Raw genomic sequence first — 21,569 nt, 5'->3', positions numbered from 1 at the left:
GAAATTACTAATCGGACGTTCTTGGTTTTACCAGATCAAGTAACGAGTACTGATTATTTTATTAGTGCTCGAGCAACAGATATTCAAACCGGTGAAAGGATAATTCTGGTTTACTTTGCAAAGAATTATCAGGAAGTCCAAAAGATTAGCAAGACAAGGGAACTAATGCGATGGACAATTTCTGGGAATGAGCACCCTCTTGAGCCGGCCACTAATTTTAATCAATTTGATTCACAACGGTATTATTGGCAGTTCCATATTTATAATCAGGTCAATTGCAAACAACTGCGAATTGAGAACGATTATCAGCCAGGGTTAACCCAACGGTGCCATATTTTACGTGCGAAGTTGTCTACCTACTTTAGTCATTTTCCTCATCCGCTTGCCAGCTATTGTCAACAACTAATTTTGGGGATGAAGAATGAACAGAGTGCAGAGATGATGGAGAATGTTAAGCGACTAGGGTTATTGCATTTGTTTTGTATTTCTGGGATGCACGTTGTTTTAATAACTGATTGTTTAAGAAAAGGATTAGTTAGAATACATTTTAATCGTGAAGATATTGAATGGCTTTTAATTATTAGCCTGCCAATTTATTTAATTATTGGTGGTGGCTCGATTAGCCTGATTCGGGCTGTAATCATGGCGGAGATGAACTTGATTCAACGCGTGACCGGATTAAGTCCGCTTGATGGGTGGGCAATGAGCCTGCTTGGCGGTTTATTGTTTGATCCTTGGCTTCTCCTAACTCTTGGTGGTCAGTTAAGTTACTTATTATCGTTTACATTACAGGTAATTCCTAATACTATTCGCTCTTATCGACAGTCATTGTTTTTAAACCTGATTAGTTTGCCGTCGATATTGGCATTTACTTATGAAATTCACCTTTTAACATTTATTTGTAGTTTCCTTATTATTCCGTTCTTTTCAGAAATTATTTTTCCAGCTGTAATTATTAGTACATTATTATTTAAGTGGTTGCCACTTTTCCCAGTGATTGTTAATTACTTGCTAAGGGAGTTTGAATGGCTTCTAGGAGAGCTAAGTAGTTGGCCAGGATTGATTAGGTTTGGCAAACCATCAGTTATCATTATTTGGATACTGTTTATTGTAACTTTACTAATGATGGATCATTATCGGCTGAGACCATTGCTTTTTCTTGCTGGTTTGTATGCTATTGCTTTTATTACTATTCATGTACCGCTTTATGGTGAGGTTACCTTTGTTGATATTGGTCAGGGTGATAGCATAATAATTCGCTATCCACTTAGCAATCGAATAGAACTTATTGATACAGGGGGAAAATTATTATTTGGAAAACGTCTTGTGCAAGCAAAAAGGGATTATGCTACGAGAACCAGCATTAATTATTTAAAGAGCTGCGGAGTTAGTAAGATTGATACAATTTATCTTAGTCACCATGATTTAGATCATATTGGTTACTTAACATCGATCTTACAAAACTTCAGAGTGAAGCAAATCGTGGTGCCAAAGGGAATGGAAAAGCAGCATTCCTTGATAAGATTAATTCCTGTCAATTGTCAACAAGTTCCTCAAATCCTTCCGGTAGTAGCTGGCAATAAATTACCATACTCAAAGCTTCGTGTTTTGCACCCTTTTGATGAAGGCGAGGGGAAAAATGAAGATTCAATGGTTTTGATCGGAATCTTTGGTCAACTTAAATTTATGTTTATGGGAGATCTGGATCGTCAGGGAGAAAGAAATGTTATTCACCGTAATCCTGATTTGCGGGTAGATGTCCTAAAATTAGGTCATCATGGTAGTAAGACATCAAGTGATCCGCAATTCATAAGGCAACTTCTGCCGCAAATAGGTATTATTTCTGCTGGACGACAAAATCGGTATGGTCATCCTAATCAAGAGACACTAATTACGTTAAGAAAAAATAATGTTAAATCAGTATCAACTCAGAAATATGGAATGATTCGATACCGTTACTATGGAAACAACTATCATTGGCAAACAAAACTAAAAGGAGATGAATACGGGTGGATGTTACCACGCTTAAACAACAAATAACGAGTAAAACTCCTGCAATGATGATCTATCTTGCTCTTGGAACACAGCAGGTATTGATACAACGAGTACGGGAGATGTTTATTAATTTAATTCCTGAAGAAGAACGGGTAATGAACGTTGGAAGTTATGATATGGAAACAACGCCATTAGCAGTTGCCCTTGATGATGCAATGGCAGCCCCGTTTTTCGGTGAACGACGGCTAGTTTTGATCAATAAACCATATTTCTTTACTGGAGAAAAAGGACCAACAAAAATTGAACATGATCTTGACTCGCTGAGTAATTATTTACAACATCCGGAGCCGTCAACTATTTTAGTTTTCTTAGCACCGTATGAAAAACTAGATGGTCGCAAAAAGATTGTTAAAGAACTAAAAAAGGTTGCGGTAACGATTGATACCGCTCCCTTAGATGAGACACATGCTCGACAACAGATTCGTGCTGAGCTTACCAACGATCAGTATGCGATTGACGAAGCGGCCATTGACGAGCTAGTTCAACGGACAAATGCTGATTATGAGCTGATGAATGCTAACTTAAGCAAGCTAAAACTATTGACATACCAGGATCGACATATTACCCAACAAGCAGTCAAAGAATTAGTCCCCCAATCGCTCGATGAAAATGTCTTCGATTTGGTTAATGCTGTTCTTAAACATGATCAAACGAGATCTATTGACCTGTATGATCAATTAATTGCGGGACAACAACCGCCATTAAGGATTAATGCAGTATTAATTAGTCAGTTTCGCTTATTATTGCAAATAAAAATTTTGAGTTCACGAGGACTTAGTCAAGGGAGCTTGGCGCAAAAATTAAAAGTTCACCCATATCGGGTTAAGTTAGGGCTTCGAACCGTTCGGCAATTTAGTTTACTTGCATTAGAGAATGCATACTTAGGATTAGTTAACATTGAAAAAGCATTGAAAACAACACAACGCGATCCGAGACTACTCTTTCAATTGTTTATGCTTCAGTATGGACAGCAGCAAGGTGTAGGGATGGGGTGACATGCAGCAGCTAGCCTTGAGAAAGCACAAATGGGCTTTAGAGTCGGTTTTTACCGAGCACTGAAGCCCATTTATGCGTTGTACCATTCGTCTTTTCATCGAAATAGTAGTGCTTATGACATAGTTTTTTATTTAAAAAAATAAAAAAGTGAAACCGAAAAGTTTCACTTTTTTAATTACTTAGCGTAACGTGCTGAAAGACGTGACTTGTCACGAGCAGCCTTGTTAGCCTTGATAAGACCCTTTGAGTGGGCACGGTCAATTGCTGAGATTGCAGCCTTGTAAAGATCATCAAGGTTATCTGCGCCAGCAAGCTTTGCCTTGTCAAACTTCTTGATAGCAGTACGCATTTTGCTTAATTGGGATGCGTTACGTGCTTCAGCTTTTTCGCTAGTACGAACACGTTCAATTGCTGATTTAATAATTGGCATGAGTTTCACCTCCGTTACCCAATATTCAGTTGACCAGAATTTTCAACATCTGTCATTATACAAAAGACTAGTTCTCAATGCAATAGTAAAGAGGAATTTTGAAACGATTGGCTTGCATCTTGAAAGAAAATTGGTTATATTATTAAAGGTTTGTTTGAACCATGCCTCTTCTCAGTTTTGCGATCCTCACCGACGCAATACTTAGAACTTGGCGCATTTAATAATTGAAAGGTGGGAAAATAGCATGGCTATTTCTAAAGAACGTAAGGATCAAATTATCAAGGAATTCGCAACTCACGAAGGTGACACTGGTTCTACCCAAGTACAAGTTGCTGTTTTAACTGCAGATATTAACGAATTGAATGACCACTTGCGTACACACAAGCATGATTACCACTCACAACGTGGTTTGATGAAGAAGATCGGTCACCGTCGTAACCTTTTGGCTTACTTGCGTCGGACTGATTTAAATGCTTACCGTGAACTTATCCAAAAGTTGGGTCTTCGTCGGTAATTCATCACTTTGGAAAGCTGGGACTAAAAAGTTCTGGCTTTTTTATTTTTAAATTTTAGCCCTAGGGTACTCCTATTCCAATTCTTAACTATTCTGTGGTAAGATATTACATAGTGATTTTGTACGATAAAATGCCTAAAAAGGTAAAACTAAACAAAGGAGCTCGCTAAATGAGTAGTATAAAAATAATTCCATTTGGTGGAGTACGCGAAAATGGAAAGAATATGTACGCTGTCGAGATTGAAAACCAAATTTTCATTCTTGATGCAGGTTTGAAGTACCCTGAAAATGAATTAATGGGAATTGACGTTGTTATTCCTGATTGGGAATACCTTAAGAAACGAAAAGACGATATAGTTGGTGTCTTTCTTACCCATGGACACGCTGATGCAATTGGTGCATTGCCATATTTCTTAATGGATTTTGATGTTCCTGTTTTTGGTAGTGAAATGACAATTGCTTTAGCAAAATTAGCGGTTAAGGGTCATAAAGAAGTTAAAAAGTTTAATGACTTTCACGTTGTTGATGAGTCAACGGCCATTGATTTTAACGATGTTACTGTTTCTTTCTTTGCAACAACCCATACAATTCCAGAAACATTGGGAATTGTCTTAGAAACGCCTGAGGGAAACATTGTTTATACTGGCGATTTTAAGTTTGATCAAACTGCAAACACTGGGTACCAGACAGATCTTGCCCGGTTAGCTGAAATTGGCTCTCAAGGAGTTTTAGCATTGTTGAGTGATTCTGCAGGAGCAGGAATTACTGGTGCCTCAGCACGGGAAAAGGATATTGGTGAATATATCCTTGAAACGTTTAAGTACCAAAAAGGGCGAATCGTTGTTGCAAGTGTTGCTTCTAACATTATGCGGGTCCAGCAAATTATTGACGCGGCTGTTAAGGTTGATCGCAAATTAGTCCTTTCAGGTGAAGATATTGAGCAGATTATTGATACTGCAATGCAATTAGGTAAATTAAAGCTTCCTAAGGATCTGCTTATTAGTATGGAAGAGGCTAATAACCTTGAACCAGATCAGGTTGTGATCTTGGAAACCGGAAAGATGGGAGAACCAATTAAGTCGCTCCAACAAATTGCTAATGGCGATAATCCTAAACTTCATTTATCTGATAGCGATTTGGTCTTTGTTACAACGACGCCTTCATATGCCCAAGAAACCGAAGTGCAAAAGACTAAGGATATGATTTACCGGACTGGGGCCGAGGTTAAGTTTATTTCAGATGATCTTAACCCCTCTGGACACGCAAACCAGAATGACGAACAGTTGATGCTTAACTTTATGAAGCCAAAGTTCTTTATCCCGATTCAGGGTGAATATCGGTTACTAGATCGTCATGCAGAATTAGCTGAAGAAGTCGGTATTCCTGCTGAAAACATCTTCATTGTAAATAAGGGGGATGTCCTAACTTATAAGAATGGCAAATTCCATGTTGGTGAACACATTGATGTTGCCAATACCATGATTGACGGGACAGGAATTGGTGATATTGGTAATATTGTTTTACGTGACCGTCGAGTATTGTCTGAGGATGGAATCTTTGTTGTTGTTGCGACAATTGACCGGAAGAATAAGAAAATTGTTGCTCGTCCGCAAATCACATCTCGTGGTTTTGTCTTTGTAAAAACTAACCGGCAATTAATGAAGCAAAGCGCAGACTTAGTTGAGAAGGTTGTTCAAGAGAACTTAGACCAAAAGGAATTTGATTGGGGACACTTAAAACAAGATGTTCGGGAAAAATTAAACCGGTTCTTGTTTGACCAAACTAAACGACACCCGGTAATCCTTCCGGTAATTATGGAAGTTAACCAAAATTCACGGAAAAAGGTTAGTTCTCAGAAAAATGAAGAGAACGAGCCTAATAAACAGGATAATAAGAAAAAGGCAAAGCGACATTCAGGTCGTGGCCGTGGTCGGAAACACCATGCTAAGAAGAATAACGCATAAATAATACTGGAGGAAATCAGGGAGTTGGGTATTTAGAACTAAACTTCCTGGTTTCTTAATTTTAAAAAGTTGAAGGTGAAGTAAAAAATGAATCCTGAACAAACAGAACAATTTGAAAGGGCCAAGAAACTTTTTACGGAAAATAAATGGCGTGATGCAGCGACAATTTTGTTTGATTTACAAAATGAAGTGGATGACGAACAACTCACCAAGTGGACAACGAAGGCACTATATAATTCGAAGCAGTATAAGCTTGCTTATCAAGTCGCTACTCAGAATCCTCAAGTATTTTCAAATGATGTGAAGTTCCTTGTTCAGGTTGGGTTAAAGGCTCAGCATTTTATTTCTACACGAGCAATGATTTTACGTCAGCCGGAAGAAATAATTACTAACCTGCTTCCTCTTGTTCAACAGGCAGAATCAAACTATCGTCAGGAGTTTAAGACGACAATTCAAAACCAGCTCCGGACTTTCTACCACCTTGGTGATTACCCGCTACAAGAACAGCGTAAGCGTCTATTAGCTGCTGATCAGCTCCCGTTAGCTGATTTTATGGTTGGCGCAAAGTTTCTACTTCGCGATCCATTTACCCAACAATTTGTTAAAGCTGATATTTTAAATATATTGCAACAACTTAAGTGCCAAGAGAAAATTATAATGCTGTGTATCGATCAGGAAGAGCATTTAATTATTCCAAATAATTTACCGACCGCTTATCAAAATCCGGCAGTAGTTAAGTGTCAACAAATATTAAGCAAGCGACTGGGACAAACTGATCCGCAAATCCTGAGAGCGTTACAAATTCAGCTAGATCTTCAAGCAATCTTGTTGAACCCGTTAATTGATGAGGCGATCACAGATCCAGAACAGTGGGTTGATGTAATGTATAAACGAGCGACTACAGGTGAATATAGTGGTGAAAACGAACAGATTATCTATTGGCAGAAAAGGCTAAATCAATTCATTGATAAATTACAATAAAAACATGAATTAAATTATTTACAAATTGGCAGATAGTTGATATTATGTTATAGAATTCTTCTTGAGAGCCATTTGATTAATCTTTTCATTGGCGAAAAGAAGTAGTACAATATCCATAAGGGTGTGTCAGTTGTTTTTCTGAAATGACTGGCATTATACTTGTAAATTCACAGGAGGTTTTCATTAATGGCTGAAAAAGAACATTATGAACGTACAAAGCCCCATGTAAACATTGGTACTATTGGCCACGTTGACCATGGGAAGACTACTTTAACTGCTGCTATCACTAAGGTATTATCAGAAAAGGGCTTGGCTAAGGCTGAAGACTACGCTGATATCGATGCAGCTCCAGAAGAAAAGGAACGTGGTATCACTATTAACACTGCCCACGTTGAATACGAAACTGAAAAGCGTCACTATGCTCACATCGACGCTCCAGGTCACGCGGACTACGTTAAGAACATGATCACTGGTGCCGCACAAATGGATGGTGCTATCCTTGTTGTTGCCGCAACTGATGGTCCTATGCCACAAACTCGTGAACACATTCTTCTTGCCCGTCAGGTTGGTGTTCAATACATCGTTGTATTCTTGAACAAGACTGACTTGGTTGACGATGATGAATTGGTTGACTTGGTTGAAATGGAAGTTCGTGACTTACTTAGCGAATACGATTTCCCTGGTGACGATGTTCCAGTTATTCGTGGTTCTGCTCTTAAGGCACTTGAAGGTGACCCAGAACAAGAAAAGGTTATCCTTCACTTGATGGATGTTATCGATGACTACATCCCAACTCCAAAGCGTCCTACTGACAAGCCATTCATGATGCCTGTCGAAGACGTCTTCACTATTACTGGTCGTGGTACTGTTGCTTCTGGTCGTATCGACCGTGGTACTGTTAAGATCGGTGACGAAGTTGAAATCGTTGGTTTGACTGACGACGTTCTTAAGTCAACTGTTACTGGTTTGGAAATGTTCCACAAGACTCTTGATCTTGGTGAAGCTGGGGACAACGTTGGTGTATTGCTTCGTGGTATTTCACACGATCAAATCGAACGTGGTCAAGTTCTTGCTGAACCAGGTTCCATCCAAACTCACAAGAAGTTCAAGGGTGAAGTTTATGTTATGACTAAGGAAGAAGGGGGTCGTCACACTCCATTCTTCTCAAACTACCGTCCACAATTCTACTTCCACACAACTGATGTTACTGGTACTATTGAATTGCCAGATGGTGTAGAAATGGTTATGCCTGGTGATAACGTAACATTCACTGTTGAATTACAAAAGCCAGTTGCCCTTGAAAAGGGTCTTAAGTTCACTATTCGTGAAGGTGGACACACTGTTGGTGCCGGTGTTGTATCTGACATCTTAGACTAATTTAATTATTAGTTTTAGTGAGAAAAGGTTCGGTTTCCGGGCCTTTTTTTGTTTTTAAATTTTTATCTGATCGAATTTCTTGATTAGTTGCAATTACTACTTACGTACGGTAAACTAGTGGAGTATGTAAAGACCAGCCTGATTAGTGTTTGGTCAATCTGATGTATATTGGAGGAAATAAAATGTCAGCAAAATGGGAATGCGATAGCGACGCCAGCAAAGGTACTTTGACATTTGAAATCGATGTCGACACTATTAAGAAGGGACTTGACGAAGCCTTCGTAGAAACCAAGAAGAAGATTACTGTTCCAGGTTTCCGTAAGGGTCGGGTACCACGTCAAATTTTTGACCAAATGTACGGTGAAGAATCACTTTACCAAGATGCCTTAAACAAGGTATTACCACAAGCTTACAGTGATGCTGTTAAGGAAGCTGGTATTGAACCTGTTGCTCAACCACAAATTAATATTAAGAGCATGGACAAGGATCAACCTTGGGTATTAACTGCTACTGTTGACGTTAAGCCAGAAGTAAAGCTTGGCGACTACAAGGGAATGGAAGTTCCAAAGCAAGACACTACAGTTAGTGATGCTGACGTTGATGCTGAACTTGAAAAGAAGCGTCAACAACAAGCAGAACTTGTATTGAAGGAAGACAAGCCAGCCGAAAAGGGCGACACTGTTGTTATCGACTATGAAGGTAGCATTGATGGCAAGAAGTTTGATGGTGGCTCCGCTGACAACTACTCCCTTGAATTAGGTTCAGGATCATTTATCCCTGGCTTTGAAGATCAATTGATTGGTCACAACACCGACGATGATGTTGATGTTAAGGTTACATTCCCTGAAGATTACCATGCTAAAGACTTAGCTGGTAAGGAAGCTATCTTCAAGGTAAAGGTTCACGAAATCAAGGAAAAGCAACTTCCAGAACTTGATGATGACTTTGCTAAGGATGTTGACGAAGACGCTGATACTCTTGCCGAATTAAAGGACAAGACTAAGAAGGAATTACAAGAAAACAAGGACAACCAAGCTAAGGCTGCTATTGAAGATGCAGCAATTAACGCTGCGGTTGAAAACGCCGAAATTCAAGATATTCCACAATCAATGTTGGATGAAGATACTAACCGTCAAATGCAACAATACTTAGCTGGAATGCAACAACAAGGTATTAGCCCACAAATGTACTTCCAAATCACTGGTACTAAGGAAGATGATTTGAAGAAGCAATTTGCTGCTGATGCTGAACAACGGGTTAAGACTAACTTAGTTCTTGAAGCAATCGTTGATGATGCAGACTTAGCTGCAACTGAAGATGAAATCAAGGCTGAAATTAGTGACCTTGCTAAGCAATATGGTATGAAGGAAGACCAAGTTAAGAATGCTTTGTCTGAAGACATGCTTACACATGACATTAAGATTCGGAAGGCTGTTGACTTAGTTGCTGACTCAGCTAAGCAAGTTGAAAAAGCCGATGATAAGAAGGAAGATAAGTAATCGATCCTACTATCAGTTAAATAATATTTAAGCGCGAAAAGCATGGGAAAGTTATTTGTCCCATGCTTTCGTAGTTGTAAATAGGCTTCAAGAGTTCGTTTTTTCTAGGCAATCTCTTGAAGCCATTTGTATTACTGTGATATTCGTGTTAATTTAATTTTGATTATTTTTGTAAACTAATCATTCGAATTAATCAGTTAAGTTTGTTATTATTAAAACAGTATATTTAATAGGAGGCTACAATCCATGTTTGAAGATACTAGTGGTATGGATTCAGTCCACTGTTCATTTTGTGGTAAGTCGCAAGATGAGGTAAAAAAGATTGTTGCGGGCCCGGGGGTTTACATCTGTAATGAATGTGTTGCCCTGTGCCAAGAAATTATTGACCAGGAGCTTGAAGAGGACCGTAAGAACAGTACATTTAAGGTTCCAACACCTGAAGAAATCATGAGCAAGCTTGATGATTACGTAATTGGGCAATCTGATGCTAAAAAGACCCTTTCTGTTGCGGTTTATAACCACTATAAGCGGGTTAATGCAATGACAACTGGTGATAATAATGATACCGAATTGCAAAAGAGCAACATTGCAGTAATTGGGCCAACTGGTTCGGGGAAAACTTACTTAGCTCAATCATTAGCACGGATCCTAAACGTTCCGTTTGCAATTGCTGACGCAACTACATTAACCGAAGCAGGATATGTTGGTGAAGACGTTGAAAATATTATTTTAAAGCTTCTCCAAGCTGCAAACTTTGATGTTGAAGCGGCTGAAAAGGGAATTATCTATATTGATGAAATTGATAAGATTGCGAAGAAGAGTGAGAATGTTTCCATTACCCGTGATGTTTCTGGTGAAGGTGTTCAACAGGCCCTCTTGAAGATCCTTGAAGGAACCATTGCTAATGTTCCTCCTCAAGGTGGTCGAAAGCACCCTCAACAAGAATTTATTCAGGTTGACACTAAGAACATTCTCTTTATTGTCGGTGGTGCCTTTGATGGAATCGAGACAATTGTTAAGGAACGTCTTGGTGATAAGACAATCGGCTTTGGGACTAACTCCGACGAAGCTGCTAATGTTACCGAAAAGAATATTCTGCAACACGTTATTCCTGAAGATCTCCTGAAATTCGGGCTAATTCCAGAATTTATTGGTCGGCTCCCAGTAATGACGGCATTACAAAAGCTCGACGAAGATGATCTTGTTCGGATTTTAACTGAACCGAAGAATGCGCTTGTTAAGCAGTATCAAGAATTGATTCGTCTTGATGGTAGTCAATTGACCTTTACGGATGGAGCATTACGTGCAATGGCTCAATTAGCAATTAAGCGAAACACCGGAGCTCGGGGTCTTCGTTCGATTATCGAAGGAGTTATGCGTGATGTGATGTTTGACTTGCCAAGTCGGAAGGACGTTGAGAAGGTAATTATTGATAAACGTTGTGTAACTCAACATACAGAGCCACGATACGTTATGAAGGGCGAAAAGGAAGCTTCATAATTTAAGAAAGGTGAGTGCAAGGCAGTGCAAGTCAATAATGTTGATTTAACGATCAGTGCAGTAGAACCTAAACAGTACCCTGCAACTAACTATCCGGAGATTGCGCTTGTTGGTCGGTCTAATGTTGGTAAATCATCATTAACCAATGTTCTTATTAATCGACGAAACTTTGCTCATACATCTAGTCAGCCGGGGAAAACACAAACGTTAAACTTCTATAATGTTGAAGACGAACTTTACTTTGTTGACGTCCCTGGTTATGGTTACGCAAAAGTTTCCAAAAAGGAACGTGAACGCTTTGGTAAGATGATTGAGGAATATCTAACTACACGTCAACAATTGCGTGGAGTTATTCAATTAGTTGATGGTCGGCATAAACCAACAGCTGATGACGTTTCAATGTATCAGTGGCTTGCTTATTATGATATTCCGACTTTAATTGTTGGTACAAAGATTGATAAGGTTAAGCCAAATGCTCGAAATCGGGTAAAAAATGATATTATCAAAACGCTGGAATTAACATCTAAGACATCATTGGTACTATTCTCTGCTGTAAAAAAGCAGGGGCAGGATCAAGTGTGGAATTGGATTGAACAGCGAATTGGGGAGGAATAATTAATGGATTTCGATCAATACCAAAATGCAGCAAAGCGAACGCTCTATGGCAATGAACAAGTATTAACTAATTGTGCGTTAGGATTAGCCGGCGAATCTGGTCAGGTAGTTGACCTAGTAAAGAACTATACCTTCCGTGGTTGTAAATTAGATCGCCAACAACTTATTCATGAAATGGGTGATGTCCTTTGGTACCTTTCACAAATTGCCGAATGGGCTGATATTCCATTTGATGAAGTTGCTAAGACTAATATTAATGAATTAAATAAACGCTATCCGCAAGGGTTTAAAAAACAAGATTAACTAATAGTAAAGCGGCAAGAATGGTCTCAACTAGCACCGTTCTTGCCGCTTTACTATTACTTGTTATTATCTTTCTTCTTGGCTGTTTCTTTATCCTTTTCGGTATCTTTGGGTTGCTTCTTCGTCTTCTTGGGATCAACCGCAAATTGATCAAACAGTTTATCTAATTGCATACTGCGTCGGGTAACAAGTCCCATTTTCAACACTCTCCTCTAGTTTTTTCATACTCTAGCATAAAAAGGGCTGAAAGTACAATTATCTGGACAGATCCTTTGCGTTGTTCCTTTGATTTAACGTATAATTAATACTTAGCAATTTAAGTGGAGGAATCTTTATGGCAAGTGAACACCTTGAACATAAACTGGCATTATTACCGGATAAACCTGGTTGTTATTTAATGAAAAACATCAACGATCAGATTATCTATGTCGGCAAAGCCAAAAACTTAAAGAACCGGGTTCGCTCTTACTTTAAGAGCTCTCATACGGGAAAAGTAGCGAAAATGGTTTCTGAAGTTGCTGATTTTGAAACGATCGTGACCTCTACCAATAAGGAATCATTTTTACTGGAAATTACATTAATTCAAAAGCACCAACCCTACTTCAATATTAGGTTAAAGCGGGGAACCGGATATCCATACATTAAAATTACAAATGAACGGGATCCGCGGACAATGATTACTGGTCAAGTAAAGAAGGATGGCGCCTACTATTTTGGCCCTTATCCGAACGTTTATGCTGCTGAAGAAACCCTTCATTTCATTCAAAAAGTGTATCCCCTGCGTCGCTGTAACGGCTATCAAAATCGGCCGTGTTTGTATTACCACATGGGACAATGCCTTGGTGCCTGCTTTAAAACTGTTCCCCGTGAAGAATACGATGAGCAGATTAAGCGGATTAAGTCTTTCTTAAACGGGAATACAGCGACTGTGAAGCGTCGGTTAACCAAGCAAATGGATGAAGCAGCAGCAAATTTAGAGTTTGAACGTGCAGCTGAGATTCGCGACCAGTTACACTATATTAAAGTAACGGTTGAAAAGCAGAAGATTATTTCTAATGATAAAACACCGCGAGATCTCTTTAATTTTTATATGAATAAGGGATGGTTGTCTATCCAAGTGTTCTTTATTCGTCAGGCGCGCTTGATGAAGCGGGAAAAACGGTTATTTCCGGTTGTTGATACTGACGTCGAAGAAATGACCAGTTTTATTCTGCAGTTTTACAATCGCCGAAATAATGTCCTACCAAAAGAAATTCTTCTGCCACATGGCCTTCCAAATAAAGAAATTAGTGAAATCTTAGGAGTACCGGTAAGGACGCCTGTGCGGGGAGAAAAACGTGATTTAATGGCGATGGCACGTGAAAATGCGCAACTATCGCTTGACGAAAAATTCCGTCTCCTCGAACTAGATACCAAGAAGACCACTGGTGCGATGAAAGAAATCACGGATGCATTAGGCTTGCCAGAGGGACATAAGATTGAAGCCTTTGATCACTCACATATCCAAGGGGCTGACCCGGTTAGTGCAATGGTTGTTTTTGTTGACGGAGAACCAGCGAAGAAACTTTATCGAAAATACAAGCTGAAGAGTGTGATTAATCATGCTGATGAAGCTGCTAGTACGCGAGAGGTAATTCGACGCCGTTATTCACGGCTATTGAAGGAAAATAAGCCAATGCCTGACATGATCTTCATGGATGGTGGTGAAATTCAGATGAATGCGGTTAAGGATGTCCTTGAAAATGAACTCGGCCTGGATATTCCGGTAGTTGGAATGGTCAAAAATGATAAGCACAAGACAGCTGATCTTCTTTTTGGCGATCATGATGAGCATATTAATCTGAACCCACGGAGTCAGGGATTTTACCTTGTTCAACGGATTCAGGATGAGGTTCACCGTTTTGCAATTACATTTCATCGCCGTGTTCATGCACGGCATTCAATGGCTTCCCGTCTCGATGCAATCAAGGGAGTCGGACCACGAACCCGGACAAAGTTGCTGCAAAAATATGGTTCAATTACTAAAATTGCCGCAGCTCCAGTCGAGGATATTCATTCGCTAGGAATTAACATGAAGACTGCCCAGCTAATTAAAGTTTCCCTTCAAGGAAACGCCGAAATAGCTAAGGGTAGTAGTCATGATTGATTTTGACGCTGGTAATTTTTTCCAATATACTTGTAATTAGAACAGAAGAACGGAGAAATCAACTTATGAATACTTTTGTTGATCAAATTAAAATTGAAGCTCATGCCGGAAAAGGCGGGAACGGAATGGTTTCCTTCCGGCGTGAAAAATATGTCCCTAATGGTGGACCATCCGGTGGTGATGGTGGCCATGGCGGTAATATCGTGCTAAAAGTTGACGAGGGACTAAGAACATTAATGGACTTTCGTTATCACCGGATTTTTAAGGCTAAAAATGGTGGTAACGGAATGAGTAAACAGATGACCGGTCCGAGTGCAGAAGACACTGTTATTAGCGTGCCTCAAGGGACAACGGTTCGGGACTTGGATACTGGTAAAATCATTGGTGACCTTGTTGAGAATGGTCAAACCTTGGTAGTTGCCAAGGGTGGCCGTGGGGGTCGTGGTAATATTCACTTTGCCAGTGCGAAAAACCCAGCTCCTGAGATTGCCGAAAATGGTGAACCAGGGGAAGATCGCTACCTCGAACTTGAATTAAAGATGCTTGCTGATGTTGGTTTGGTTGGCTTCCCTTCGGTTGGAAAGTCAACATTGCTATCGGTTGTTACAGGCGCTAAGCCGAAAATTGCGGCCTATGAATTTACGACATTAGTCCCTAATTTAGGGATGGTGCTATTACCTGATGGTCGGGATTTTGCAATGGCTGACATGCCAGGATTGATTGAAGGGGCTTCTAAGGGTGTTGGCCTTGGGTTGAAGTTCCTTCGGCATATTGAACGGACACGGGTGTTGCTTCACCTAGTTGATATGAGCAGTGATGATCCAAAGCAAGCAATTGAACGGTTTAAGAAGATTAATCACGAATTAGCTAACTATGATCCAGAACTCTTGAAACGACCACAAATTGTCGTGGCAACGAAGATGGACTTACCAAACGCGGAAAAGAATCTAGCTGCCTTTAAGCAAGACTTAGCAGCTGACAAGACACTGGCAAAGCAACCTGAGATTTTTCAAATTTCAGCGGTTACTCATCAGGGTGTTCAACAACTGATGCAATTGACTGCTGACCTCCTCGATAAGACACCAGCATTTGATAGTGAAAGTCATGATGAGCAGCTTGAAGCAGTTTACAAAGCCGAAGCACCAGAAAAAGATCAGTCCGCCTTTACGATTAGTCGTGACGAAGATGGCACTTGGGTTCTTGGTGGTGAAAAACTTCTTCGCCTATTTAAGATGACCGATCTGACCCATGAAGAAAGTCAATTACGGTTTGCTCGTCAGCTTCGTCATATGGGAGTTGATGAAGCATTACGGGCTAAGGGGATTCAAGACGGTGATACTGTCAGAATTGATAAGTTTGTCTTTGAATTTGTACAATAATAAATAAAATCAGAAGGAATTGAGGAAAGAGCATGCAGCTTGAATTTTTAGGAACTGGAGCCGGTTCACCAAGTAAGCAGCGAAATGTTACTAGTGTTGCCTTGAAACTCTTGGAAGAGTTAAATGAAATTTGGTTATTTGATGCGGGAGAAGCAACCCAGCACCAAATTCTCCACACGACGATTCGACCGCGAAAGGTAACAAAGATCTTTATTACCCACCTTCACGGCGACCATATATTTGGCTTACCAGGATTCTTAAGTTCACGGTCATTTCAGGGTGGTAATGAGCCGTTAACAATTTACGGACCAGTAGGAATTAAAAAGTTCGTGATGACAGCTCTTCAGGTGAGTGAATCACGGTTAAGCTATCCGTTGAAATTCGTTGAAATTGATCACAATCAAGAATTGTTTAACGAACGCGGGTTTAAAGTAACAACGATGTCGCTTGACCATAAGATTGCTTGTTATGGCTATCGGATTGAAGAAGCTGATCATCCTGGTGAACTGCAAGTAGATAAGTTACGTCAAGATAATATTCCTTCTGGACCAGTCTATGGTCAATTAAAAGCCGGGAAGACAGTTAAACTTGACGATGGTAGAGTAGTCGATGGGAAAAACTATATCGGAAAGCCGCAACCAGGGCGAATTATCGCAATTCTTGGCGACACGCGACAAACACCCAATGCGGTGGTTCTCGCTCATCAAGCGGATGTTCTTGTGCACGAAAGTACGTTTGCAAAGAATGAAGCAAAGATGGCGCACAATTACTATCACTCAACGAGCCTTCAAGCGGCAGAGGTTGCTAAACAGGCAGGAGCAAAGAAGTTATTATTGACCCATATTTCAGCACGGTATACGGGGAAAGCAGCGTATCAGTTAGCATACCAGGTCCGTGATGTCATACCAGACACTAAGGTAGTAAATGATTTTGATGTGATCGATGTCCCATTTAAAAAATAAGTAGACTAGCAAGGAGGTCCTTAAAATGAAGAAAAGGTTTAAGCAGCTACGATTCTTAAAAAATAAAGTAGTTTTGATAACTGGCGGCGATAGTGGAATCGGCAAGGCATTGGCTCTTGAAGCAGCACGTCGGGGCGCAATTGTGATTGTGGTAGCACGGGATCAGAATCGCTTGGAAAAAGTTGCTAATCAGTGCTTGATTTTATCTGGTCGTCCTGCCTTTTCTTACCAGTTAGATGTTACTGATCCTGACCAGATCGATGCTGTTTTATCCCAAATTCAGCATGAGGTTGGCGGGATTGATGCCCTTGTTAATTCGGCCGGTCTGGGTGATTTTTCACCGGCAACTAGTGAATCATTTGCAACACTTAAACGAATGACTGATGTTAACCTCCTTGCTCTAATGTATATTAGTCGTTGTGTCGCTCGCCAAATGATGGATCAGGGTTATGGGGCAATTATCAATCTTGGTTCAATGGCCGGAAAGATTCCAACACCGAATAGTGCGGCTTACTCCGCCACTAAAGCGGGGGTTAATCAATTTGATAACGTCTTGCGGATGGAAGTTGCTGACTATGGTGTCCAGGTTTTAACAGTTAATCCTGGTCCAATTGATACCCCATTTTTTGAAAAGGCGGATACTCAAGGGAAATATCGGGCGCATCTACCAAAATGGATGTTTATTTCTCCAGATAAGCTTGCTGAACAAATATGGGATAACGTTGGCTACAAGACACGGGAAATCAATCTTCCAGGGTATGTAACCTGTCTAAGCTGGTTATATGGAATTATTCCTGGTCTCGGTGATTGGGCAATCAAGAAGTTCTTTGATTTTCAACAAAACAAGAAAGAACTATAATTAACTCTCCAGGCAATGGGGTGGGACGATAAAATTGTCAGTCTCACTCCTCTCTTGATTTTAAAAACGAATGGTGATTTGAATGGTAGAAGCACAGTATGATTGGCAACGGATAGCAGCACCAGATAAGCAAATAGTGGAGCAGCTGAGTCAAGAACTAGGGATTAATCCCGTGATTGCACGCTTGTTAGCAGAGCGGGGAATTACTACTCCGGAAGAAGCTCATCGTTTTATTCAACCGTCGATGCAAACAGTTCATGATCCACATCAGCTTCATGACATGGACAAAGCTGTTGAACGGATTCAAGAAGCGGTAGCGGCAGGGGAACAAATAACTGTTTACGGTGATTATGATGCTGACGGGATTACCAGTACCGCCTTAATGTATGAAGTCTTGCAGGATGTTGGTGCTAACGTTAATTATTATGTTCCTAACCGTTTTCGTGACGGTTATGGGCCAAACGCAGAGGCATATCAGAAAATAATCGATCAAGGAACAACATTGATCATTACCGTTGATAACGGGGTAAGTGGTAAGGCAGTCATCGATCCGGTTATTAAGCAGGGGATCGACGTGATTGTAACGGATCACCACGAGATGCCTGAAGACTTGCCTAATGCTTATGCAATTGTGCATCCGCGTTATCCGGGAAGTAATTACCCGTTTGCTGATCTATCAGGAGTTGGCGTAGCGTTTAAAGTAGCATGGGCGTTGCTTGATGAATTTCCAGAAGAGCTGCTTGATCTGGTTGCAATTGGTGAAATTGCTGATGTCGTTAGCGTTAGCGATGAGAATCGGCCACTAATTATGATGGGGATTCAAGAACTCCGCCAGGGGATGCGTCCGGGACTACATGCGTTAGTTAAAGAAGCAGGGATTAGTGAACAGTCCCTGACTGATCAGGATATCGGTTTTGTAATTGCCCCACGATTAAACGCGCTGGGCCGGATTGCTGATGCTAATGAGGGCGTTGAACTGTTAACGACCCTTGATGAGGATCGCGCAACTAAATTGGCAAAGGCTGTTGATCAAGCTAATAGTAAGCGGCAGGAACTGGTGAATGAAATCATGGGAGAAGCTCAGCAACAGGTTGAGCGGCTACCTCAGGATCAACCGGTATTGTTGGTGGTTGGTCATGACTGGCATCAGGGAGTTTTAGGAATTGTTGCTAGTCGCTTAATGGACCAAACAGGGAAACCAACCATTGTAGCCAGTACAAATGACGACCAGAAAATTGCTAAAGGGTCTGGCCGAAGCGTAGATGGCTTTAACTTATTTGCCGCCTTGGATGGTCATCGGGATCTAATGACTTCATTCGGTGGTCATCCGGCTGCTTGTGGATTAAGCTTTGCGACTGAAAATGTCAAAAAATTACGAAGTGTCTTAATCAGTGAGGCGGAAAACCAGCATTTTGATGGTCAGCAAAAGCAGCCATTGGAAATTGCAGCTTCGATTAGTCCTGCTGAAGTAAATATGCAATTATATGATCAATTAGTAAGCCTTTCGCCGTTCGGCCCGGGAAATGAACAGCCAGTTTTTGAATTACAACCGGAGCAAATTAATAGCATTGTCACTATGGGCAAGGATAACTCACACCTGAAATTTATGGTGGGCGATCCACAGTCTCAGGTTACGGTAATCGCGTTTGGTAAGGGAAAACTTGCTGCAGTGTTAAAAGCAGCAATGGCAAGTCAAATTAAGCTAGCGGTAAAACTCTCAATTAATGAGTGGCGAGGAAAACGGACGGTTCAATTGATGTTGGAAGATATTAGCATCGATAGTCCAGTAATTATTGATCAACGAACCAATAAATTAAATCCGCAACTCTTTAATGAAGCGGGATATTACATTGCATTTGACAAAAAGCTTCGTGATAATATTCAGCCACATTTACCAGAGGGGAGTGCATTATCACCTGATGAAGCAGCCAAGACTGACTTTTCTGCTCAACGAGTAACGATTGTTGATTGCCCAGCGAACCTCGAAGAATTTGAAAAATTATTTAGTGATGATCAGCAGGCGCCCTCGATGATTCGGCTACTGCTTTTTCAGCCTCACAGCGTGTATTTAAGCGGGATGCCCGTTCGGGATGAATTTGCTCGTTTATACCGGTTAGTGATCGGGACGACACAAATTGACCTGAATCGGCAATTAAACCAGTTAAGTTCCCGTTTAAAAATTAATGCCGAACGATTAATTTTTATGATAAGAGTGTTTTCTGCGGCTGGATTTGTTACAATAAAAGATGGTATTTTAAAACCTGTCAGTGATGTAAACAAAACTGACATAAAAGAAACAAGCCCATACCAGCAGCGCGTTGCTCAATATCAGGCGGAACAAGTGCTGTTATTTAGTGATAGCAAAGCTCTGGCAAAGTGGGTATTGAACTGTCTAAACATACATTAAAGGAGACAATTTTTTCTTATGACTTTAGACCTCTACAAGTACGTTGCGAGTGTCCCAGATTTTCCTGAAAAGGGTGTAATTTTTCGGGATATTTTACCATTAATGGCTAATGGTGCAGCATTTAAGCAAGCAACTGACGAGCTTTGTGAATACGCTAAGGACAAAAAGGTTGATATGGTTGTGGGACCAGAAGCACGGGGCTTTATCGTTGGTTGTCCAATTGCTCGTGAACTACAAGTTGGGTTTGCACCAGCACGGAAAAAGGGCAAACTTCCCCGGAAAGCTGTTAGTGCCACCTATGATCTGGAATATGGCGAAGCAACCCTACAAATGGAAGCTGATTCTATTAAGCCAGGTCAACGGGTATTAGTTGTTGATGATCTCTTGGCTACTGGTGGTACTATTTCCGCAACTATTAAAATGGTTGAAGAACTTGGTGGAATTGTCGTTGGTTGTGCCTTCTTAATCGAATTGAAAGATTTACATGGTCGGGAAAAGATTAAAGACTATGATATGAAAGCATTAATGGAGTTTTAGTATCAAAAATAGGGGTATTTATTAATGATTTTCTTGATTGTTTTTGGTGGCTTAATGTTAATCTTAGGTGGTTTTTACCTTGCTAATTCATGGCAACAATACCGTGAATGGAAGGGTGGAACGATCATCGTTGTTCTTAGCTTAGCTGCTGTAATATATGGTGTAATGAACCTTCCAGCATTTAACCGAAGTAAGCAACATTCTTCATCTGAAGCTCAATCTTCTCAGGTTACAAATAATAGTGGGAGCATGTCATCATTTTCTAATAAGGCTAATATCTGTTCAGAAACTGGTTCAGCTTCTCAAGAAAATAAGGAAATGGCAATCTTGCGGCAGCTCCAAAAGGGATATTCCAAGTTTGGTGACGTTTCTTTTGATAGCAAGACCAAGACCTACAAAGTAACGCCAACGGATGATGATACCGTTAATGCACTTAAGCAGTTAGCGCAGGATCCTAGTCAAGCTGAACAAATGGGTTGGAGCAAGTTAACAAGTTCTTTCAAGAAAAACTCTAGGGATATTGATAAGGCAATCGGGGATGATTACTCACTTAGTATCATGAATCCTGCTGATGATAGTCAAGCCATGTACACAGCAAAGAATGGCAAGACAACTTATGATATTGCAAATCAATAATTACCTTTACTGTGGAACACAATTTTGATACAATTTGGTTGTTCGGAATTATTTCGAATAACTAATTATGGAGAGTTGGCAGAGTGGTAATGCACCGGACTCGAAATCCGGCGAACCCGTGTAGAGCGGGCGCGCAGGTTCAAATCCTGTACTCTCCTTAAGCATAAATAACCGTGAATCGTTGTTATAATAGCGATTCACGGTTATTTTCTTTATAAGAAGGAAAATTGATTACACTTTACAAACCCATTAATTAAGAGTACAGTGTTTAGTATTAAAAATTAATGAGGGTATCTGTCAACTGGTATTGATGGATATCGATACCACTCACAGAAATGTGGGTGGTATTTTTTATACAAAAAGACAATCAATTCTTAAAAAGAAAAATTTTTGATTGGCAAAACCATAA

General features: G+C 40.3%; 19 protein-coding genes and 1 tRNA gene. 18 read left to right on the top strand and 2 right to left on the bottom strand.

Annotated features, from left to right (window positions below):
* The first annotated feature begins 21 nt into the window (after window positions 1-21).
* Entirely contained in the window at window positions 22-2,040 is a 2,019-nt protein-coding gene (locus HUK45_RS05990) for a DNA internalization-related competence protein ComEC/Rec2 (RefSeq protein ID WP_235972048.1), read from the top strand.
* On the top strand, window positions 2,010-3,050 hold the full coding sequence (gene holA / locus HUK45_RS05985; protein WP_191911551.1) for a DNA polymerase III subunit delta: 1,041 nt from the start codon (window positions 2,010-2,012) through the stop codon (window positions 3,048-3,050). The genes HUK45_RS05990 and holA overlap by 31 nt, the downstream gene beginning before the upstream one ends.
* A 176-nt stretch (window positions 3,051-3,226) precedes the next feature.
* On the opposite strand, the gene rpsT is transcribed toward holA, so the two are convergent.
* Entirely contained in the window at window positions 3,227-3,481 is a 255-nt protein-coding gene (gene rpsT, locus HUK45_RS05980) for a 30S ribosomal protein S20 (protein WP_003716879.1), read from the bottom strand.
* Window positions 3,482-3,725: 244 nt separating this feature from the next.
* Between rpsT and rpsO the strand changes: the two genes are divergently transcribed.
* The 8 genes from rpsO to HUK45_RS05940 all read left to right on the top strand — a co-directional run bounded on the left by rpsO (window position 3,726) and on the right by HUK45_RS05940 (window position 12,234).
* Window positions 3,726-3,995, top strand: coding sequence for a 30S ribosomal protein S15 (rpsO, locus tag HUK45_RS05975; RefSeq protein ID WP_102169068.1), 270 nt, complete (start codon window positions 3,726-3,728; stop codon window positions 3,993-3,995).
* A gap of 170 nt (window positions 3,996-4,165) precedes the next feature.
* Complete coding sequence (locus HUK45_RS05970; protein WP_191911550.1) at window positions 4,166-5,959, top strand: ribonuclease J; 1,794 nt, start codon at window positions 4,166-4,168, stop codon at window positions 5,957-5,959.
* 87 nt (window positions 5,960-6,046) lie between these two features.
* Entirely contained in the window at window positions 6,047-6,940 is an 894-nt protein-coding gene (locus tag HUK45_RS05965) for a hypothetical protein (protein ID WP_191911549.1), read from the top strand.
* A gap of 186 nt (window positions 6,941-7,126) precedes the next feature.
* Window positions 7,127-8,317, top strand: a complete 1,191-nt coding sequence (gene tuf, locus HUK45_RS05960) for an elongation factor Tu (RefSeq protein ID WP_102169071.1) — start codon at window positions 7,127-7,129, stop codon at window positions 8,315-8,317.
* A 182-nt stretch (window positions 8,318-8,499) separates the two neighbouring features.
* On the top strand, window positions 8,500-9,816 hold the full coding sequence (gene tig / locus HUK45_RS05955; RefSeq protein WP_191911548.1) for a trigger factor: 1,317 nt from the start codon (window positions 8,500-8,502) through the stop codon (window positions 9,814-9,816).
* A 246-nt stretch (window positions 9,817-10,062) separates the two neighbouring features.
* A complete protein-coding gene (clpX, locus tag HUK45_RS05950; RefSeq protein WP_098044646.1) occupies window positions 10,063-11,316 on the top strand; it encodes an ATP-dependent Clp protease ATP-binding subunit ClpX in 1,254 nt (417 codons plus the stop codon).
* Window positions 11,317-11,340: 24 nt separating this feature from the next.
* Window positions 11,341-11,931, top strand: a complete 591-nt coding sequence (gene yihA, locus HUK45_RS05945) for a ribosome biogenesis GTP-binding protein YihA/YsxC (protein WP_191911547.1) — start codon at window positions 11,341-11,343, stop codon at window positions 11,929-11,931.
* A 3-nt stretch (window positions 11,932-11,934) separates the two neighbouring features.
* Window positions 11,935-12,234: a nucleoside triphosphate pyrophosphohydrolase family protein gene (locus HUK45_RS05940; protein WP_191911546.1), complete on the top strand. Its 300-nt coding sequence runs from the start codon at window positions 11,935-11,937 to the stop codon at window positions 12,232-12,234.
* Window positions 12,235-12,290: 56 nt separating this feature from the next.
* On the opposite strand, the gene HUK45_RS05935 is transcribed toward HUK45_RS05940, so the two are convergent.
* The gene (locus HUK45_RS05935) at window positions 12,291-12,431 is read right to left on the bottom strand and encodes an SPJ_0845 family protein (protein ID WP_191911545.1); all 141 of its coding nucleotides are present in this window, start codon (window positions 12,429-12,431) and stop codon (window positions 12,291-12,293) included.
* A 137-nt stretch (window positions 12,432-12,568) separates the two neighbouring features.
* Between HUK45_RS05935 and uvrC the strand changes: the two genes are divergently transcribed.
* From uvrC to HUK45_RS05895, 8 genes are all read left to right on the top strand, one after another.
* Window positions 12,569-14,380 (top strand): excinuclease ABC subunit UvrC, encoded by a 1,812-nt coding sequence (uvrC, locus tag HUK45_RS05930; RefSeq protein ID WP_191911544.1) that lies wholly within the window; start codon window positions 12,569-12,571, stop codon window positions 14,378-14,380.
* Between the two features lie 65 nt (window positions 14,381-14,445).
* Window positions 14,446-15,759: a GTPase ObgE gene (obgE, locus tag HUK45_RS05925; RefSeq protein WP_191911543.1), complete on the top strand. Its 1,314-nt coding sequence runs from the start codon at window positions 14,446-14,448 to the stop codon at window positions 15,757-15,759.
* Window positions 15,760-15,791: 32 nt separating this feature from the next.
* Entirely contained in the window at window positions 15,792-16,721 is a 930-nt protein-coding gene (rnz, locus tag HUK45_RS05920) for a ribonuclease Z (protein WP_191911542.1), read from the top strand.
* Window positions 16,722-16,746: 25 nt separating this feature from the next.
* On the top strand, window positions 16,747-17,580 hold the full coding sequence (locus HUK45_RS05915) for an SDR family NAD(P)-dependent oxidoreductase (protein ID WP_191911541.1): 834 nt from the start codon (window positions 16,747-16,749) through the stop codon (window positions 17,578-17,580).
* Window positions 17,581-17,662: 82 nt separating this feature from the next.
* Window positions 17,663-19,987 carry a single-stranded-DNA-specific exonuclease RecJ gene (gene recJ / locus HUK45_RS05910; protein WP_191911540.1) on the top strand — a complete coding sequence of 775 codons (2,325 nt, stop codon included), beginning with the start codon at window positions 17,663-17,665 and terminating at the stop codon, window positions 19,985-19,987.
* Window positions 19,988-20,005: 18 nt separating this feature from the next.
* Window positions 20,006-20,524, top strand: coding sequence for an adenine phosphoribosyltransferase (locus HUK45_RS05905; RefSeq protein WP_102169079.1), 519 nt, complete (start codon window positions 20,006-20,008; stop codon window positions 20,522-20,524).
* Window positions 20,525-20,548: 24 nt separating this feature from the next.
* A complete protein-coding gene (locus tag HUK45_RS05900) occupies window positions 20,549-21,160 on the top strand; it encodes a DUF308 domain-containing protein (protein WP_191911539.1) in 612 nt (203 codons plus the stop codon).
* Window positions 21,161-21,229: 69 nt separating this feature from the next.
* Window positions 21,230-21,318, top strand: a tRNA-Ser gene (locus tag HUK45_RS05895).
* Window positions 21,319-21,569 lie beyond the last annotated feature (251 nt).

This window comes from Limosilactobacillus urinaemulieris (genome assembly GCF_014838745.1).
Taxonomy (GTDB): domain Bacteria; phylum Bacillota; class Bacilli; order Lactobacillales; family Lactobacillaceae; genus Limosilactobacillus; species Limosilactobacillus urinaemulieris.
Note: the sequence above shows the minus strand (reverse complement) of the source record. Positions and strands in the feature narration are given on the sequence as shown.

Excerpts from the sequence above, each read along its gene's own strand:
- rpsT (WP_003716879.1), bottom strand. The coding sequence starts at position 3,481 with ATGCCAATTATTAAATCAGCAATTGAACGTGTTCGTACTAGCGAAAAA.
- rpsO (WP_102169068.1), top strand. The coding sequence starts at position 3,726 with ATGGCTATTTCTAAAGAACGTAAGGATCAAATTATCAAGGAATTCGCA.
- HUK45_RS05970 (WP_191911550.1), top strand. The coding sequence starts at position 4,166 with ATGAGTAGTATAAAAATAATTCCATTTGGTGGAGTACGCGAAAATGGA.
- HUK45_RS05965 (WP_191911549.1), top strand. The coding sequence starts at position 6,047 with ATGAATCCTGAACAAACAGAACAATTTGAAAGGGCCAAGAAACTTTTT.
- tuf (WP_102169071.1), top strand. The coding sequence starts at position 7,127 with ATGGCTGAAAAAGAACATTATGAACGTACAAAGCCCCATGTAAACATT.
- tig (WP_191911548.1), top strand. The coding sequence starts at position 8,500 with ATGTCAGCAAAATGGGAATGCGATAGCGACGCCAGCAAAGGTACTTTG.
- clpX (WP_098044646.1), top strand. The coding sequence starts at position 10,063 with ATGTTTGAAGATACTAGTGGTATGGATTCAGTCCACTGTTCATTTTGT.
- HUK45_RS05940 (WP_191911546.1), top strand. The coding sequence starts at position 11,935 with ATGGATTTCGATCAATACCAAAATGCAGCAAAGCGAACGCTCTATGGC.
- HUK45_RS05935 (WP_191911545.1), bottom strand. The coding sequence starts at position 12,431 with ATGGGACTTGTTACCCGACGCAGTATGCAATTAGATAAACTGTTTGAT.
- uvrC (WP_191911544.1), top strand. The coding sequence starts at position 12,569 with ATGGCAAGTGAACACCTTGAACATAAACTGGCATTATTACCGGATAAA.
- obgE (WP_191911543.1), top strand. The coding sequence starts at position 14,446 with ATGAATACTTTTGTTGATCAAATTAAAATTGAAGCTCATGCCGGAAAA.
- rnz (WP_191911542.1), top strand. The coding sequence starts at position 15,792 with ATGCAGCTTGAATTTTTAGGAACTGGAGCCGGTTCACCAAGTAAGCAG.
- HUK45_RS05915 (WP_191911541.1), top strand. The coding sequence starts at position 16,747 with ATGAAGAAAAGGTTTAAGCAGCTACGATTCTTAAAAAATAAAGTAGTT.
- recJ (WP_191911540.1), top strand. The coding sequence starts at position 17,663 with ATGGTAGAAGCACAGTATGATTGGCAACGGATAGCAGCACCAGATAAG.
- HUK45_RS05905 (WP_102169079.1), top strand. The coding sequence starts at position 20,006 with ATGACTTTAGACCTCTACAAGTACGTTGCGAGTGTCCCAGATTTTCCT.
- HUK45_RS05900 (WP_191911539.1), top strand. The coding sequence starts at position 20,549 with ATGATTTTCTTGATTGTTTTTGGTGGCTTAATGTTAATCTTAGGTGGT.